Here is a 16351-nt window from a genome sequence, read left to right on the forward strand (position 1 = left end):
ATTGGTTGTCAGGTTTTAACTGGAAAGGCTTACCTTTGTATAAAATTAACATAAAGATGATAAAAAAGGCGACATTTTTAACCAGTAATTCGGATTTTAGAAACTGCCCTGAGCCCACCAAGCCGGAGTTTGCCTTTATTGGTAGGTCGAATGTGGGGAAGAGCTCTCTGATTAATATGCTGGCCAATAATAAAAACCTGGCAAAAACTTCCGGTAAGCCGGGAAAGACACAGCTTATCAATCATTTTGATGCTGAAGGGAAGTGGTGGATCGTGGATTTGCCTGGGTATGGATTTGCCCAAGTGAGCAAGAGCCTGAAATCAGGCTGGGAAAAAATGATCAAAGGCTACCTGACCAGTCGGGCGAACCTTCAAGCGACCTTTGTGCTTATCGACAGTCGGCTGGATCCCCAAAAGAAGGATTTGGATTTTATACTTTGGTGTGCTCAAAACGGGGTGCCCATCGTGCTGGTATTTACGAAAGCAGATAAGCTGTCCGTCAGTAAGGTGAAAGGAAATATCAATAGGTTTTTGATGGCATCACAAACGATATTCGAGGAAGCACCATTGTATTTTGTGACCTCTTCTACTACTGCTGTCGGCAGGGAAGAGCTAGTAGGATTTATGGCAGAGCTGTCAGAGGAATTTGATCCTGAAAGTTAATTTGACTTGGGCTTTTGAACCTAAAGCCTATATTTGCAAGCTGATTTTAAAAGAAGAAATATGGAGTTTAAAGAAATAGCTACCGTGGCTGGAAAGCCGGGATTGTATAAAGTGCTTAAACCTAGCAGAAGTGGGGTGATTTTGGAATCGATGGATGCCAAGAAAACCAAATTGGTCGTGGGAGCAAATCACAGGGTATCCATCCTGAGTGAAATTTCCATTTATACAATGACAGAAGAAGGCTCTAGTCCGCTTCAGGATGTCATGATCACCATCGAAAAGGAATTTGAAGGTGATACTGGCTTGGCGAAAGGAGCGGATAATGATGAGTATATCGCTTTCATGAAGCACATTTTGCCGGAATTTGATGAGCAGAGAGTTTATCCGTCCGATATCAAAAAACTGATCTCTTGGTACAGGATTATCCGTGAGCAGGCTCCAGAAGTCTTGCAAGAGGAAACTGCGGCTGAGGGAAATGGTGAAGAAAAAGAAGATTGATTTCTCGGTAACCAAAAAAAGAAATGGCTACTTTTATGGATAACCTTAGGTGTTCCAAAAAGTAGCTTTTTTTATGAATACTTCAGCAGATATATCAGAAAGCATTGCCCTGCTCCAAAAGGATTTTGACCTTACTGTTCCTGATGAAGAGCTAAGTCGAGAGCAGCTCATCAAATTGTTGGTCCCGATAGTAGGGGATTTACTCAACCGGGATTTGGAGCGCTTGCTTCAGATTTGTTACCGTATTGATTTAGGGGAAGAGCGCCTGAAGCGACTGCTTCATGAGGCAAACCCAGAAACGATGGCCACAGAACTCAGTGAAGCATTGGTAGACAGGCAGCTCCAAAAGGTCGAAATCCGAAGAAAGTACCAGTGAACTACTGGCTTATCTCTGCTTCTTTTAGAAATTCGTGCGATTCTTCGACCATTACCCTAGATCCAATGTAAAGCGGTGTTCTCTGGTGCAGAGAGGTGGGGATGATGTCCAATATCCTGTTTTTGCCATCTGTGGCAGCTGCACCTGCTTGCTCGGCAATAAAGGCGAGGGAGTTGGCCTCATAGAGCAAACGCAGTTTTCCGTGAGGGGCTTTTTCTGTACTTGGATAGATATAGATTCCCCCTTTGAGTAAGTTTCGGTGGAAGTCCGCCACCAAGCTGCCAATGTACCTCGCGCTATAATTTCTTTCCTTACAGGCCTCAATATAATTATTCACACCTTCATTGACTTGGGATTTTAGCCCTTCATTGATGCTGTAGATGTTTCCATCCTCAGGGGCTGTCATGTCCGGATGACTAAGGAAAAACTCACCTAGGGACTGTTCATAGGTAAAGCCATTTACTCCCCTGCCTGTAGTATAGACCAACATGGTCGATGAGCCGTAAAGCACATAGCCTGCAGCTACTTGCTTGGATCCCGGCTGCATAATGTCTTCTGGCTGAATAGGACTGCCTACTGGCGTGACGCGGCGATATATGGAGAAAATGGTCCCAATAGAGATGTTGACATCGATATTGGAAGAGCCGTCCAATGGATCCATGGCCACGACATATTTTCCACTGCTGTTTTGTAAATCGATCACTTCATCATCTTCTTCAGAGACGATGGCACAGACTTCACCGCCTTTGGTCAGCGCCCTGCAGAAGCGAATGTTTGCCACGACGTCCAGTTTTTGCTGTTCTTCTCCTTGTACGTTGGTGTTTCCGAAGGCTCCGCTGATGTTTGAGAGTCCTGCCCGGTTGATCTCACGGTTGACGATTTTGGATGCCAATGCAATGTCCCTGAGGATCTGTGACAGCTCTCCGGATGCAAATGGAAAATCGTCTTGTTTACTCTTGATAAACCGGTCAAGGGTGACGCCTACTGAATAGCCTAATGCAGAGTTATTAGGCTCATATGGTTTTGTCTTCATATCTTTGAAAAAGTAAATTTTGAAATATAACCCAGTGTAAATTACTACTTATATTTTTATGACAAAAGCAATTGTATACAAATTTGGCGGGGCTTCAGTAAAAGATGCTGCAGCGATCAAAAACCTCTCAAACATCCTATTCAATCGATTGCGGAGCCCGATGGTGATTGTCGTTTCGGCGATTGGCAAAACGACAAACGCACTGGAAGAAATTTTAAGGTTGAAATATGAGGAGGAAGATTTTTATTCGAATTTTACCAATGTGAGAAAAAACCATTTAGCAATATGTGAGGAGCTTTTTGAAGAAGGAGACCTGGTGTTTGGAATGGTGGAGAATATATTTTTACAGCTGGCAAGGGTATTGGAAGGTAAACTGACCAAGGAAAATTATGATGAATATTATGACCAAGTGGTGGGGTTTGGGGAGCTTCTTTCTTCTAAAATTATCCAGGCCTACCTGTGTCACTGCCAGCAATATTGTATTTGGCAAGATGCCCGTGATTTTATTCGCACAGATGGTAATTTCCGGTTTGCCAAAGTGGATTGGGATAAGACGACAAAGCTGTGTCAGCAGAATCTGGTGCCCGTGCTCAAGCAGCTTCCAGTGGTGACCCAGGGCTTTGTCGGAAGTACCAAGGACGGTAAGCCAACTACCTTGGGGAGGGAGGGCTCTGATTTTTCAGCAGCTATTTTTGCCAGCAGTTTAGGTGCTGGGACAGTTACCATATGGAAGGACGTTCCAGGGGTGCTGAATGCCGATCCCAAGCGCTTTGAGGATACAGTTAAGTTTGATCAGCTGGATTATAAGGAGGCGGCAGAAATGACTTTTTATGGAGCGTCGGTGATCCACCCGCGTACCATTAAGCCATTGGCAAATGCCAACATCCCGCTGCATGTGAAGTCATTCGTGCAGCCTGATGAACAGGGTACAGTCATTGGGGATTTTGGGGCAAGCAAAGTATCCATGCCTACTGTAGTGGTGAAGGACCGGCAGGTGTTGGTTACATTCGAAGTGACTGATTTTACCTTTATCAACGAGTCGCATATGCATCAGGTATATGCGGAATTGGATAGACTGAAACTACGGGCCAACTTGATCCAATCCTCTGCGATTACGATTTCGATTTGTACCGATAGGGAAATGTTCAAGCTCGAACAGCTCTTGGCCGAGATGAGACCGGTGTTTAATGTCAGGTACAACGAGAACCTTCAGCTGATCACCGTTAAAAATTACGATGAAAAAATAAAGAGCAGGTTTTTGGCTCAAAGTGATGTGCTGTTAGAGCAAACTACAAGGAGTACCTTTCAGGTGGTCCGTCGGGCAAAGGAAGCATAGGATGTAGAGCTCTAGAGTTAACGAATTGTGTGTGGGGGATCCTACTTTACCTTAAGATTTTTGGAAAAAATGGCTATCGGTAATTTTACACGTAGTGGTACCATTCCAAAATGCGATTTCGAAAGTAAAGGAAGTCCCTTGGTGAGATCGGTTTAAGAAAAATGAGCAGGCCGTTAAGAAAATGAATTAGCTCGCGTCGTGGAACAGCGAGATCCATTCATTTTCAGGCCGGAGCAGTTTTCTTAAATTAAATTGGGTAACGTATTGTCCTCCCTGGAAAACTTGTTTTCCCAATTTAAAGATCTCACCACCGGACTGGATTTTTGGTCATTTTTATCAATGGAAATGCGTAGCATTCATGAAGACCTATTGAAAGCAATTTTACACCTGAATAAAAGGACGGAAACACAATTTATTCAATTATGCTTGGCTACGTGTATGATTGCGGATACTCATATTGGGAAATCAGTAGGCTTAGACAAATTTCTTAATGACTTTTTTAATGCCAGGTAGGTAGCTTTGGCCAAATAGGTTGAGGTGTACGAGCAGGGGATAGAGATTGTGGATGTCTACCCTGGTTTCGAAATTAGGCTCTAGCGGAAAAATTTCATGATAGGCTTCATAGAATTCACTTCTAAAGCCACCGAAAAGCTTGGAAAAGGCCAGGTCCATTTCCCGATGGCCGTAGTAGATCGCTGGGTCGATCAAACAGGGATCGCCTTTGGTATTGACAATTACATTTCCAGACCATAGGTCCCCATGGAGCAAGGATGGCTTTTCGTTTGGGATCAGACTATTTAGCTTGGGGTAGATCTTTTGGAATTTTTTGTAAAAATCCTTGCTGATCAATCCATCATAATAGGCTTTTCCAGCCATAGGCTCAAGCCTTTCTTTGATAAAAAAGTCGGCCCAGCTATCGTTTAATATGTTTCGCTGGGGGAGCACTGCGATATAATTGTCCTCTTCCAATCCAAACTGGGGGTAAGTGGCCATATGCAGTTCTGCGAGCCCATGGCCTAAATTGTCCCAGTAACTGCCGTTTGGATAACCGCCATGAATCCATTCGATGAGCAGGTAGTTTTGGGAAACTACGTGGCCAGCACCGATAGTTTTGGGGATTTGGAGTGGAGCGTGTTTGTGTAGGAGGGTGAGTCCTTTTATTTCCTGCTGAAACATATCCGACGAGGGCAGGTGATTTGACTTTAAAAAAAAGGCACCCTTATCGGTGTCCAAGAGGACACTTTGATTCATGGTTCCGGCAGAGATCAGCCGGACAGATTTCAGTTTGGTAGGTTCTGGTATGGCATCGAGTAAGACTTCTTCATAAAATGAATTGGACTTATGCATACACTTGATGTTCTTTTTTCAATTGAACAATGAATTCTTGGATGGATTCGTTCAGGATTTGATAAACATTTTCGAATCCATCTTCTCCACCGTAATAGGGATCCGGGACTTCTTTGGAGCTTGCTTTTGACTGAAAATCCCTCATCAGGTAGATGCGGTCATGGCTAAGATTATAGCTTTCCATCAGTTGGATGATGTTCTTTTTGTTTGTACTGTCCATGGCAATAATGTAGTCAAAATCCCTGATGTCCGCATGGTTCAGCTGCCTGCCACGATGGGAGATGGCTATGCCGTGTTTTTTTGCACTGGCCATACTACGTTCATCTGGCAATTCCCCGATATGGTAATCGGATGTGCCACAGCTGTCACTTTGGAACTTGTGGTTTAGCTCCAGTTCATTGATTTGGTGGTTAAAAATCGCTTCCGCAAGCGGTGATCTGCAGATATTGCCTAAGCAAACAAATAAAACTTTAATCATTTTTATCTAATTGAAACTCCTAATCCTACATTCACGGTATTAAACTCCTGGAAAGTATAATCTCCATTGAGGAAGATGGGGCCAAACTTAAGCCTTGCTCCCAATGTCCCCATGGCGCCTTTTGCTTCATAATTTAATCTTACTGGATCAATGAGCGACTCGGATGTGCCATTGATCTCGTATGTGCCGAGCATATTATAATCAGATGACCCCGAATTATACCCGATTGCTCCATAGACCGTCAGGATGGAGATTTTCTTACTGAGCAAGCCTTGGACAGTCCATGTGTCCACGTTCATGGTAGCTACTTGACCTTGGGCTTTGTCGATGTGGTATTTGGCGTCTAGGGAATTGTAGGCGACCAAGACAGAGAAATCAACCGGTATAATGTTAATTCCTTCAAAATACTGTTTGATGTCATGCTTCACGCCAAGTCCCCACTGGGAAACCTCTGTGTCTTCAATGGTAGTCTTTGGGATAAATCTCCCGATGATTTCAAAGCCAGCAGGTAATCCCACGGCTCCTTGGATCAGTGGAGCAGGTACGTACTTTACAGGGATGTCGATCCCCGGAGGAATATCTGCTTCAGCGAGCAATGTCTCTCCTTCATAAATCTCAAGTGATCCGGTAGCATCAGGATTGCCGTATAATGTGGGAAGTTGTACAGGGCCATTGGCTCCCTTCACCCGGATTTTTTCATACTCGGATGGGTCAAAGGTGAACGTCTCATACTGGCCAGGAACAGCAGCACCGCTGACAGCAAATTTAAGGTCAAAACCAAGTGTTCCGTGGGGTTTGGCTGTTTGGGCCCATCCGGATCCCATGCTGTAGATAAAACCTTTTGCCGCAGGTTCTGCATAGTACCCCATGTAGGTGTTCAGATCTTCTTTGCCGGCATTTAAAATTTGTTCTACGTCGACGTTACCTTGGGCTAAGGCAGATGATCCATTGAAAATCAGTCCTGCAAAACAAAAATATAATAATTTTTTCATCAGGTCAGTTCGTTTAAGAAATTAAAGGTAATGAAATTTAGAGTAAACTCTCCAAGGTAGAAACGACGGAAAGAAATAATTTTTGCATTTCCCTGTAACTTTCTTACTTTTGCGGAACTATTATCAGATAATAATCATTCTCAACAAGGAATGGATACCGAGGCAATAAAAGATAAAATAGTGCAAGGGGGACTGAAGTTTACCCATCAGCGGATGGTGATCTATGAGGCAGTATCGAAGACCCATAATCACCCCACGGCTGAATGGGTGTATGAGCAAGTCCATGAACAGAACCCTTCCATTTCGCTAGGGACAGTATACAAGACCTTGGACACCTTTGTGAATGCCAACATAATCCAAAAGTTTGTCGACAACAATGGTGTGATGCGCTTTGATGGAATAATGGAAGCACATAGCCATTTGTACGATAATGAGACCAATGAAATCAGGGATTACCGCAACCAAGAACTGGAGAAATTGATCAAGGAATTCTTTGATAAAAACAAAATCCGGGACTTTGAAGTGGAGGATATCTCAGTGGTCATCAAGGGCCACAACAAATAAATTTAAAAATCATATTTTCTAAACATAACTAATAAATTTAAACGTAAAAAGTATGTCATTAGTAGGAAAAAAAGCCCCATTATTTAGCGCACCAGCAGTGATCAATGGTGAAGAAATCGTAGAAAACTTCTCTTTGGAGCAGTATGTCGGTAAGCAAGAAGTGATCTTCTATTTCTACCCAAAAGATTTTACTTTCGTGTGTCCTACTGAAATCTTGGCTTTCCAGGAGAAGTTGGCTGAATTTGAAAAAAGAGGTGTAGCCGTAGTAGGTGCTTCTTGCGACACCGAGGAAACCCACCTTGCATGGTTGGCCACTCCTAAGGCTAACGGTGGTATCGAAGGGGTTACTTATCCTTTGGTAGCTGATCCAGCTAAAACCATCGCCCATAACTTCGGTGTTTTGGCCGGTGAGTGGAACTACAACGAAGAAGGTGAATTGATCTATGAAGGTGCTCCAGTAGCATTCAGAGGTTCTTTCCTTATCGATAAAGAAGGTGTGGTAAGACACGAAACCATCAATGACCTTCCACTTGGAAGAAACATTGATGAGATGATCAGATTGGTAGATGCTCTTCACCACGTAGAAAAACACGGTGAAGTTTGTCCAGCTAACTGGGAAGAGGGTAAGGAAGCGATGAAAGCGACCAAAGAAGGTGTATCTGAATACCTAGCCAAAAACTAATTATTGCTGAAATAGCGAATATTTAAAAGCCCTGGAGTTATTCAGGGCTTTTTTTATGTGCCCCCCAATACTGATTATGGATCAAGCGGTAAAGTAGAGAGCATTAATCCTTTGATTATAATATACTTTCTTTATTGTTTTTCTGCCAGAAAGATCCTGTGTTAAAAGCCAAGGTATAAGCCTGTTTTTTACCTGATGTTCCAACAGCTTTGCTGGGGAACCATGAGCAGTGAGTTTTCAACTCAACACCTGTTAAAGTACGGGCGGCATAGCGCATTAGTTCTTTTCTATTAAGTGGTATATCAACGCCAATTGGTCTGCTCCGCCGTTAGGTGGGCTAGCTTGGTAACCAATAAGATATGGATAAGCCACAAAGTCACCAAGGCACTAAGTTCCTTGGAAATAAATGCCGCTGGCACGACACCTCCCAACCAATTCACTTCTCCCAACCAATTCACTTTGTGACTTCGAGCCATCGTGGCAAAAAAAAACAGGCCAGCTGTTGTTCCGACAGCTTTGCTGGGGAACCATGAGCATTGAGTTTTTAACTCAACACCACCAACTGAAGTTATTTTTCGCACATGATTTGACGTTAAGCACAGAGGAGCATAGAATACGATTGGTGTGAATACATTAAATACGGATGTCAGTATCCGTGATATTTCCAATGTAGGGAACTAGTGGCATATCCGCTTGATCAGAAAACTTCCGTCCATATAAGGTCGTTTACCTGCTTCTTGCTATTTTTGGGCATGAAGGTGATATATGATTTTTCGGTTTGGGCCTTTTCCGGAATGCTAAGGTTGGCCAGTGGCGGGGATTCGAAATTGGCCCGGCTGGTGAAGGGCAGAAGGCCTGTGTTCGATGAGGTGGCCGCTTTTAGGGCGAAGTTCCCTGGGAAAGTGGCGTGGTTTCATGTGGCCTCTTTGGGGGAATATGAACAGGCCAAGCCAGTAATAGCTAAATTGAAGAAGGAGCAACCTCCGCTGGCCATTTTGGTGACTTTTTTCAGTCCCAGTGGTTATGAAAATGTCATCAAGAAGCCCCAGCAGAACGTCGATGGCGTGACCTATTTGCCTTTTGACACGCAGGGAAATGCGCGGCAGTTTTTGGAAGTAGTAAAGCCGTCAGTGGTGTTTTTTGTGAAATATGACCTATGGGCCAATTTCATCTTTGAAGCCAAGAAAAGGGATGTGCCTTTATTTCTGTTTTCAGCTTCACTGCGGAAGGAGCAAGTTTACTTTCAATTTTATGGAGGGTTTTTCAGAAAGGTACTCAAGTGTTTTGATCATATATATACCCAGAATCACCAGACGCAGCAATTGCTACAGGAAATAGGCATTTCCCAGACTACCGTGACTGGTGATACCCGTTATGACAATGTCCAGGCCATTAGTCGGTCTCCCAATAAGTTTCCGGAAATCGAAGCACTTTTTACGGACAAAAAGGTGATGGTGGTAGGGAGTGCCTGGCAGGAAGACATGGAAGTGATCTTGCCTTTTGTGAATAGCCATGTTGATTATCATTACATCATCGCACCACATAATATTGATGCGGGGCAAATAGCCGGCTGGCAAAAGCAAATCAAACACAAATCACTCAAATATTCTGAGTTGGCCGAAAATCCCTCAGCAGGAGTCAACGTGCTTTTTATCGATAATATTGGCATGCTGTCCTCTCTTTACCAGTACGCCAAGGTCGCTTATGTAGGCGGCGCATTTGGCAAAGGCCTGCATAATATTTTGGAACCCTTGGCTTTTTATATTCCTGTCTTTTTTGGCAAGCTCAAGAAGGTTAATAAATTTCCGGAAGCTGGGATTAGCCAGCAATACGGCTGTGGCTTTGAGGTGGGAAATGCCGAAGCATTTGAAAAAATAGTCTTAGCTTTGGAGGAGCAGGAAGCTTACACAAAGGCTGTGAATGCGGCGGAGAAACTGGTCACAGATAACCTTGGCAGCGCGGATAAAATCATCAAAGGGGTATTAAATAACGTCCAATGGAACAAAAAGGAAGGGTAATAAAGTCCACGGGCAGTTGGTATGAAGTAGAAACAGATTCCGGGCTGGTGAAAGCTCGCTTGAGGGGCAAGTTTAAGCAGGACGACCTGAAGCTTACCAATCCCATTGCGGTGGGCGACTTTGTGTTGTTGGCCAAAGAGGAAAACCAAGAGAGTGCGGTGATTTCAAGCATACTGCCCCGGGAAAACTATATCATTCGAAAGTCCACTAGGAAGAACAATTTTTCGCATATTTTGGCTTCCAATATTGATCAGGCTTTTTTGGTGGTGACGCTGAAGCAGCCTCGGACTTCATTGGGTTTTATCGATCGGTTTATTGTCAGTACGGAGAGCTTCAGGATTCCTACTACGATTGTGGTAAACAAGATGGATCTTGTAAAAAAAGAAAAGGATAAAGAATTTCTTCAGGATATCCATGAGATTTATGAGCCGTTAGGTTACCCAGTGTTGGAGATATCGACCCTCAGTGACGAAGGGCTCCAAGGGAAGTTTCTGCCCAGTCTGGAAGGCAAGGCCACCTTGCTCAGTGGGCATTCCGGTGTGGGGAAATCCTCCCTGCTGAATAAGGTCGTCCCTGAAGCATTACAGTCCACCAAGGAGATTTCTACTTTCACCTCAAAAGGGGTGCATACCACTACGTTTGCAGAAATGTTCCCATTGGCAGGTGGAGGATACCTGATCGATACTCCTGGGATCAAGGAGTTTGGGATTTTGGATATTGACGACCAGGAGCTCTCACATTATTTTGTGGAGATGAGAAAATACCTTGGGCAATGCAAGTACAATAATTGCAAGCACATCAATGAACCTGGATGCAAGGTCTTAGAAGTGTTGGAAGAAGGATATATCCATCCATACAGGTATGACAGTTACGTTAAGATTTTAAATGAGGAAGATACTTTCAGGTAAGGGTAAGGCTCCTGTTTCCATTTAGGTGAAAATCCTAAATCTTTCAATTTTCAAATGCTTAATCTTTGAATCCATTTCCAATTGCAGTATTTTTCGCAGGCAAAAACGATTGATAAGATCATCATGAGTGAGATAAAGACATTAGTACTGAATCATAAGCAAATCCACCAAAAGATCGTCCGCATCGCCTATGAAATATATGAAAGGAATGCCGGAGAACAGGAGCTGGTTTTTGCAGGTGTGACGGGAATGGGCAGTGTTCTGGCGGGTATTTTGGCGGAGAAAGTCAGGGAGATTTCTAGTTTGGAAATACAGCAGGTGGAAGTTTCCTTGGATAAGTTTACCAAAAAACAACCAGCAATAAACGTCAATCCTGAAGTGGACCTGACGGATAAGTGCCTGCTGATCGTGGATGATGTGCTGAACTCTGGTCGCACGCTTACCTATGTAATGGAGCCTTTTGTGAAATATGCCGTAAAGAAGATCGAAATAGCCGTTTTAGTAAACAGAAGCCATAAAAAATTCCCTGTTTCTGCAGATTATACAGGTTATGAACTGGCTACGACGCTAAGCGAGAATATTGAGGTGCACTTGGATGACCATGATTCCACTGTTTACCTACAATAGTAATAGTCAGCCTGGCCATTGCCCTAAGGCAATTTGCTCAATACTACATACCCAATACTAAAACATTACTTTATACCCAGCGACCATGTCCGTACATCAATCCTCCAATATCAAGAGAATCACGACCCACGTCTTGCAGGAAATGAAGACGCGCGGTGAAAAAATATCCATGCTGACCGCTTATGATTTTTCCATGGCAGGGATTTTGGATGCAGCGGGTCTTGACATCATACTGGTGGGCGATTCTGCTTCCAATGTAATGGCTGGTCACGAAACTACACTGCCTATTACGCTGGATCAGATGATCTATCATGCTTCATCTGTGGTACGCGCAGTAAAACGGGCATTGGTAGTGGTGGACATTCCCTTTGGTTCGTATCAGGGTAATTCCTCAGAGGCACTTCGCTCAGCGATCAGGATCATGAAAGAATCTGGAGCGCATGCGGTGAAGGTGGAAGGAGGGGCCGAGATCAAGGAGTCTGTCGTGCGGATATTGAGTGCCGGTGTGCCAGTGATGGGGCATTTGGGGCTTACGCCACAATCCATTTATAAGTTTGGTACCTATACGGTCAGGGCAAAAGAAGACGACGAAGCAGCTAAATTGATCGCTGATGCCAAGGTGCTGGAGGAGTGTGGCTGCTTTGCGATCACACTGGAGAAGATTCCTGCACAGCTCGCCAAAAAAGTGGCTGAAACCGTGTCCATTCCCGTGATCGGTATTGGAGCGGGGCCTTATGTGGATGGTCAAGTGCTGGTCGTGCACGACATGTTGGGGATTACGCAGGAATTCAAGCCGCGGTTTTTACGGCAATATGCAGATCTAAGGAACATTATGACAGAAGCTGTGGAGGGCTATATCAAAGATGTCAAATCCAAAGATTTCCCTAATGATAAAGAGAGCTATTAAAAGTGCAAGGCATTAAGTATAATGTAAGTGGTCCAAGTCTAAAGATTTGGACCACTTTATTTTAGTTTAAAATATCATGTATAATATATAGGGAGGGGATTTATGGTGAATGGGAAAGTATTATTCCGTAAATCAAAATGAAGTTTTGTCCGGTGTGCCGGGCTGTCATGCTTACAACTTGCTGTGATCCTGTATATTCACATACAAACCTTTGAATACGCGATATTTTGCGTAATTTAGCGGCAAAATCAAGTGCTTAGGCATTTAAGAGAGAATTTATTGTTTAGCTAAATACAGCAAGGTTGACGAGCAAATTGCGCGAGTCTTGTTGTGTCCAAATTTTAAAATAGAAATGACCACTACAAAAACACCGAAGATCCTTTATACGCTGACCGACGAGGCACCAGCTTTGGCGACCTATTCTTTGTTGCCGATCATCAAATCATTTACAGATTCAGCTGGTGTGGTAGTAGAGACCAGGGATATCTCCCTTTCCGGCAGGATCATCGCCAATTTTCCAGAATACCTGAAAGAGGATCAGCGCATTGGTGACGCCTTGGCAGAGTTGGGTCAAATCGCCAAAACACCTGAGGCGAATATTGTGAAGTTGCCCAATATCAGTGCGTCTATTCCACAGCTGAAAGCAGCGATCAAGGAATTGCAGGGAAAAGGATATGCGTTGCCTGACTACCCTGATGAGCCCAAAGACCAAGAAGAAAAAGGTGTAAAAGCCAAGTACGATAAAATCAAGGGCAGTGCGGTAAACCCTGTTTTGAGGGAAGGGAATTCTGATCGCAGGGCTCCGCAGGCCGTGAAGCAGTTTGCACGGAACAATCCCCACAGCATGGGAGAATGGAGTGCCGATTCAAAATCCCACGTGGCCAGCATGTCAGAGGGAGACTTCTATGGCAGTGAGCAATCATTGACCATGCCGGAAGCAGGAACAGTAAAAATCCAACTTGAAGCAAATGATGGCTCGGTAACCGTGCTCAAGGAAGGACTAGCACTTCAAGAAGGGGAGGTAATCGACTCTTCGGTCATGAGTGTCAAAAAACTACAAGCATTCTTGGCAGAGCAAAAAGAAGACGCCAAAGCCAAGGGCATTTTGTTTTCACTGCACATGAAGGCGACCATGATGAAGGTGTCTGATCCGATCATTTTTGGCCATGCGGTGAAAGTGTTTTTCGCCCCTGTTTTTGAAAAACACGCGGCCACGATCAAAGAACTTGGCGTGGACGTAAACAACGGTTTTGGGGATTTGGTAGGAGCATTGGACAAGCTTCCTGCTGATAAGCGCCAAGAAATCGAAGCAGATATCGAAGCATGTTTGGCTGATAGCCCGGACTTGGCAATGGTCAATTCCCACAAAGGTATCACGAATCTTCATGTGCCAAGTGATGTGATCATCGATGCATCCATGCCGGCCATGATCCGTACTTCTGGCCAGATGTGGAACAAGAATGATGCACTTCAAGATACCAAAGCGATTATTCCAGACCGCTCTTATGCGGGAGTTTATCAGGAGACGATTGATTTCTGTAAGAAACACGGTGCATTTGATCCTACTACCATGGGAAGTGTACCGAATGTGGGTTTGATGGCTCAGAAAGCGGAGGAGTATGGTTCTCACGATAAAACATTCGAAGCAGCAGCCGATGGGGCGATTAAAGTGCTGAATGCAGCAGGGGAGACCTTGATGGAACACAAGGTAGAGAAAGGTGATATCTTCAGAATGTGCCAGACCAAAGATGCGCCAATCCAAGACTGGGTAAAATTGGCCGTGAACCGTGCCAGATCCAGTAAAATCCCAGCCATATTCTGGTTGGATGAAAACAGGGCGCATGATGCTCAGTTAATTCAGAAAGTAAATAGCTACTTACCTCAGCATGATACAGCGGGATTGGATATCCGTATTCTTTCTCCCGTAGAAGCTACCCGATTCTCATTGGAGCGTATCAAAGAAGGTAAAGACACCATCTCTGTAACCGGTAATGTCCTACGGGATTACTTGACCGATCTTTTCCCTATCTTAGAACTGGGAACTTCTGCAAAGATGCTTTCCATTGTGCCATTGATGAATGGTGGAGGATTGTTTGAAACAGGTGCAGGAGGATCTGCGCCAAAGCATGTTCAGCAGTTTGTGGAAGAAGGACACTTGCGATGGGATTCCTTGGGTGAATTTTTGGCTCTGGCCGTGTCATTGGAGCATCTTGGTGAGACTTTTGATAACAATAGGGCGATTGTACTGGGCAAGACCTTGGATACTGCGACCGGCAAATTCCTGGAAAATGGAAAATCGCCTTCTCGTAAAGTCAATGAGCTTGACAACCGCGGAAGCCATTTCTACCTGGCCATGTATTGGGCGGAAGCGCTTGCCAAGCAAGATGACGATGCCGCCCTGAAGGAAATCTTTACCAAAGTGGCCAAAGCCATGGAAGAAAAAGAAGACCAGGTCATCGCAGAACTTAACGGTGCACAGGGAAGTGCTGTGGATATCGGTGGCTACTTCAAGCCGGAGGAAGATAAAACTTCCAAGGCCATGCGACCAAGCGAGACCTTGAATGGGATTTTGGAAATGATCGTGGCAAGTGTTTAAAACCTGGCATGATATATTTAACAAAAAAAGGGCTCCATTTTGGAGCCCTTTTTTTATCAAATAGCAGAATGTTTTACAGCTCCTTGATCATGATATTTTTAAACCAGATATTGTTTCCGTGATCTTGTAGGGCGATTTTTCCTTCTTGGTACTGGCCAAAGCCCTCGGTGTTTTTGAACTTGCTGTTGGCAATAAGCGCTTTCCAGCTGTCGTCCCATAAGGTGGTTTCTACCGTCGTTACGCCGTTCAGTTTAAAGGTCAGTTTGCCTTGGTTTATGATGATTTCGGAAGTGTTCCACTCCCCGACAGGATTCTCGGCTTCCTCTGTGGCTTTGATCAGGTCGTAAAGATCCCCCGTACGGTGTTTTTCGATTTTACCGTCCGGATGGCCGTCGTTATCCAGCAACTGGTATTCTGGGCCTGTATTCCAAGGATACTTGTACTCATCTAATTCCTGCACCAAGAACATGATACCGCTGTTGCCGTTTTCGGAAATCTTCCAATCCAGTTTCAAGTGGAAGTTGTCATATACTTTTTCAGTAACAATGTCTCCACCGCCATTTACTTGCCAGTTTTCTTTATTGGAAGCATCCAGGAAGAGTACACCGTCTTCTACTTTCCAAGCAGGACCTACTGTCTCTTTATTGTAATTGGTCCATCCATCTAGGTTTTGGCCATTGAAGAGCTTGGTCCATTCTTCTTCTGTGGTTGTTTCAGCTTTTACAGTGACTTCTTCTTTGACCGATTCGCTTTCAGTGTCACCCTTTTCAGCAGAACCGCAAGCTGTGGCCATAAGACCGAGTGCGGATAGGGATAATATGACTTTTTTCATAGAAATTGAGTTATAAAAAGAGGGCTGTTAAAAGCCCTCTTTAAGGTTTAGGGTTATTTCTTGAGCAATAAGATATATTTGATCATTTTTTTTGCATCGTCTTCAGAAAGGCCAGGGTGAGCAGGCATAGGCACTTGTCCCCAGACGCCATTATTGCCTTCAACGACTCTTTTGGCAAGGGTTTCGATGTTTTCATCAGTACTTTCGTATTTTTCAGCTACATCTTTATAGGCCGGACCTACGATTTTTCTTTCTACCATATGGCAGCTAGGGCAATCTGACTCTTTGACCAAAGCGAGGCCATCCACATAATCAGGATTGTCTTTGTGCATTTCGTCAAAGCTCATGTCCTTTTTTGGGGCTGCAGTCTCGGTCGTAGTGGTTGTCTCTTCTGATTTAGTGTCTGACCCGCCGCCGCATGCGTAGGCCATTCCTGCAAGTGCGATGACACCTACGCTGGCTAATTTACTTAAGTTCATTGGTTCTATAGGTTTG

At 44.2% G+C, this 16351-nt stretch carries 17 protein-coding genes; 11 read left to right on the top strand and 6 right to left on the bottom strand.

Translation table 11 applies throughout. From position 1 onward, the window contains the following. Positions 1–56 precede the first annotated feature (56 nt). From yihA to FKX85_RS08900, 3 genes are all read left to right on the top strand, one after another. The gene (gene yihA, locus FKX85_RS08890; protein WP_141614390.1) at positions 57–662 is read left to right on the top strand and encodes a ribosome biogenesis GTP-binding protein YihA/YsxC; all 606 of its coding nucleotides are present in this window, start codon (positions 57–59) and stop codon (positions 660–662) included. A gap of 60 nt (positions 663–722) precedes the next feature. Beyond that, positions 723–1160, top strand: a complete 438-nt coding sequence (locus FKX85_RS08895; protein WP_141614391.1) for a DUF5606 family protein — start codon at positions 723–725, stop codon at positions 1158–1160. Positions 1161–1233: 73 nt separating this feature from the next. Beyond that, positions 1234–1536: a hypothetical protein gene (locus tag FKX85_RS08900; protein ID WP_141614392.1), complete on the top strand. Its 303-nt coding sequence runs from the start codon at positions 1234–1236 to the stop codon at positions 1534–1536. Position 1537: 1 nt separating this feature from the next. On the opposite strand, the gene fbp is transcribed toward FKX85_RS08900, so the two are convergent. After that, a complete protein-coding gene (gene fbp / locus FKX85_RS08905; protein ID WP_141614393.1) occupies positions 1538–2569 on the bottom strand; it encodes a class 1 fructose-bisphosphatase in 1032 nt (343 codons plus the stop codon). A 58-nt stretch (positions 2570–2627) separates the two neighbouring features. Between fbp and FKX85_RS08910 the strand changes: the two genes are divergently transcribed. Further along, complete coding sequence (locus FKX85_RS08910) at positions 2628–3905, top strand: aspartate kinase (RefSeq protein WP_141614394.1); 1278 nt, start codon at positions 2628–2630, stop codon at positions 3903–3905. 474 nt (positions 3906–4379) lie between these two features. Here the strand turns inward: FKX85_RS08910 and FKX85_RS08915 are convergent, their stop codons facing one another. Genes FKX85_RS08915 through FKX85_RS08925 form a run of 3 tightly spaced genes read right to left on the bottom strand, consistent with a single transcriptional unit; the run spans position 4380 to position 6722 of the window. Continuing rightward, a complete protein-coding gene (locus FKX85_RS08915) occupies positions 4380–5252 on the bottom strand; it encodes a fructosamine kinase family protein (protein WP_141614395.1) in 873 nt (290 codons plus the stop codon). Further along, the gene (locus tag FKX85_RS08920; RefSeq protein WP_141614396.1) at positions 5245–5730 is read right to left on the bottom strand and encodes a low molecular weight protein-tyrosine-phosphatase; all 486 of its coding nucleotides are present in this window, start codon (positions 5728–5730) and stop codon (positions 5245–5247) included. The genes FKX85_RS08915 and FKX85_RS08920 overlap by 8 nt, the downstream gene beginning before the upstream one ends. Before the next feature lie 2 nt (positions 5731–5732). After that, positions 5733–6722 (bottom strand): DUF6588 family protein, encoded by a 990-nt coding sequence (locus FKX85_RS08925; protein WP_141614397.1) that lies wholly within the window; start codon positions 6720–6722, stop codon positions 5733–5735. Between the two features lie 150 nt (positions 6723–6872). On the opposite strand from FKX85_RS08925, the gene FKX85_RS08930 reads away from it, so the two are divergent. From FKX85_RS08930 to FKX85_RS08960, 7 genes are all read left to right on the top strand, one after another. Next, positions 6873–7286, top strand: coding sequence for a Fur family transcriptional regulator (locus FKX85_RS08930; protein ID WP_141614398.1), 414 nt, complete (start codon positions 6873–6875; stop codon positions 7284–7286). 52 nt (positions 7287–7338) lie between these two features. Then, positions 7339–7968: a peroxiredoxin gene (locus FKX85_RS08935; protein ID WP_137402241.1), complete on the top strand. Its 630-nt coding sequence runs from the start codon at positions 7339–7341 to the stop codon at positions 7966–7968. A gap of 752 nt (positions 7969–8720) precedes the next feature. Further along, positions 8721–9986, top strand: coding sequence for a 3-deoxy-D-manno-octulosonic acid transferase (locus tag FKX85_RS08940; RefSeq protein WP_141614399.1), 1266 nt, complete (start codon positions 8721–8723; stop codon positions 9984–9986). Next, positions 9965–10894 carry a ribosome small subunit-dependent GTPase A gene (rsgA, locus tag FKX85_RS08945; protein WP_141614400.1) on the top strand — a complete coding sequence of 310 codons (930 nt, stop codon included), beginning with the start codon at positions 9965–9967 and terminating at the stop codon, positions 10892–10894. The genes FKX85_RS08940 and rsgA overlap by 22 nt, the downstream gene beginning before the upstream one ends. Before the next feature lie 123 nt (positions 10895–11017). Then, entirely contained in the window at positions 11018–11521 is a 504-nt protein-coding gene (locus FKX85_RS08950) for a phosphoribosyltransferase family protein (protein WP_141614401.1), read from the top strand. 85 nt (positions 11522–11606) lie between these two features. Continuing rightward, positions 11607–12428, top strand: coding sequence for a 3-methyl-2-oxobutanoate hydroxymethyltransferase (panB, locus tag FKX85_RS08955; RefSeq protein ID WP_141614402.1), 822 nt, complete (start codon positions 11607–11609; stop codon positions 12426–12428). A gap of 352 nt (positions 12429–12780) precedes the next feature. Further along, a complete protein-coding gene (locus FKX85_RS08960) occupies positions 12781–15024 on the top strand; it encodes an NADP-dependent isocitrate dehydrogenase (RefSeq protein ID WP_141614403.1) in 2244 nt (747 codons plus the stop codon). A 73-nt stretch (positions 15025–15097) separates the two neighbouring features. On the opposite strand, the gene FKX85_RS08965 is transcribed toward FKX85_RS08960, so the two are convergent. Together FKX85_RS08965 and FKX85_RS08970 are read right to left on the bottom strand one after the other, a co-directional pair. Then, on the bottom strand, positions 15098–15856 hold the full coding sequence (locus FKX85_RS08965) for a 3-keto-disaccharide hydrolase (RefSeq protein WP_141614404.1): 759 nt from the start codon (positions 15854–15856) through the stop codon (positions 15098–15100). A 53-nt stretch (positions 15857–15909) separates the two neighbouring features. Beyond that, a complete protein-coding gene (locus FKX85_RS08970) occupies positions 15910–16335 on the bottom strand; it encodes a c-type cytochrome (protein ID WP_141614405.1) in 426 nt (141 codons plus the stop codon). Positions 16336–16351: the final 16 nt, after the last annotated feature.

Source organism: Echinicola soli, assembly GCF_006575665.1.
Taxonomy (GTDB): domain Bacteria; phylum Bacteroidota; class Bacteroidia; order Cytophagales; family Cyclobacteriaceae; genus Echinicola; species Echinicola soli.

Coding starts and splice junctions, on each gene's coding strand:
- FKX85_RS08920 (WP_141614396.1), bottom strand. CDS start 5,730: ATGATTAAAGTTTTATTTGTTTGCTTAGGCAATATCTGCAGATCACCG.
- FKX85_RS08910 (WP_141614394.1), top strand. CDS start 2,628: ATGACAAAAGCAATTGTATACAAATTTGGCGGGGCTTCAGTAAAAGAT.
- FKX85_RS08900 (WP_141614392.1), top strand. CDS start 1,234: ATGAATACTTCAGCAGATATATCAGAAAGCATTGCCCTGCTCCAAAAG.
- FKX85_RS08935 (WP_137402241.1), top strand. CDS start 7,339: ATGTCATTAGTAGGAAAAAAAGCCCCATTATTTAGCGCACCAGCAGTG.
- fbp (WP_141614393.1), bottom strand. CDS start 2,569: ATGAAGACAAAACCATATGAGCCTAATAACTCTGCATTAGGCTATTCA.
- FKX85_RS08895 (WP_141614391.1), top strand. CDS start 723: ATGGAGTTTAAAGAAATAGCTACCGTGGCTGGAAAGCCGGGATTGTAT.
- FKX85_RS08970 (WP_141614405.1), bottom strand. CDS start 16,335: ATGAACTTAAGTAAATTAGCCAGCGTAGGTGTCATCGCACTTGCAGGA.
- panB (WP_141614402.1), top strand. CDS start 11,607: ATGTCCGTACATCAATCCTCCAATATCAAGAGAATCACGACCCACGTC.
- FKX85_RS08925 (WP_141614397.1), bottom strand. CDS start 6,722: ATGAAAAAATTATTATATTTTTGTTTTGCAGGACTGATTTTCAATGGA.
- rsgA (WP_141614400.1), top strand. CDS start 9,965: ATGGAACAAAAAGGAAGGGTAATAAAGTCCACGGGCAGTTGGTATGAA.
- FKX85_RS08940 (WP_141614399.1), top strand. CDS start 8,721: ATGAAGGTGATATATGATTTTTCGGTTTGGGCCTTTTCCGGAATGCTA.
- FKX85_RS08950 (WP_141614401.1), top strand. CDS start 11,018: ATGAGTGAGATAAAGACATTAGTACTGAATCATAAGCAAATCCACCAA.
- yihA (WP_141614390.1), top strand. CDS start 57: ATGATAAAAAAGGCGACATTTTTAACCAGTAATTCGGATTTTAGAAAC.
- FKX85_RS08930 (WP_141614398.1), top strand. CDS start 6,873: ATGGATACCGAGGCAATAAAAGATAAAATAGTGCAAGGGGGACTGAAG.
- FKX85_RS08915 (WP_141614395.1), bottom strand. CDS start 5,252: ATGCATAAGTCCAATTCATTTTATGAAGAAGTCTTACTCGATGCCATA.
- FKX85_RS08960 (WP_141614403.1), top strand. CDS start 12,781: ATGACCACTACAAAAACACCGAAGATCCTTTATACGCTGACCGACGAG.
- FKX85_RS08965 (WP_141614404.1), bottom strand. CDS start 15,856: ATGAAAAAAGTCATATTATCCCTATCCGCACTCGGTCTTATGGCCACA.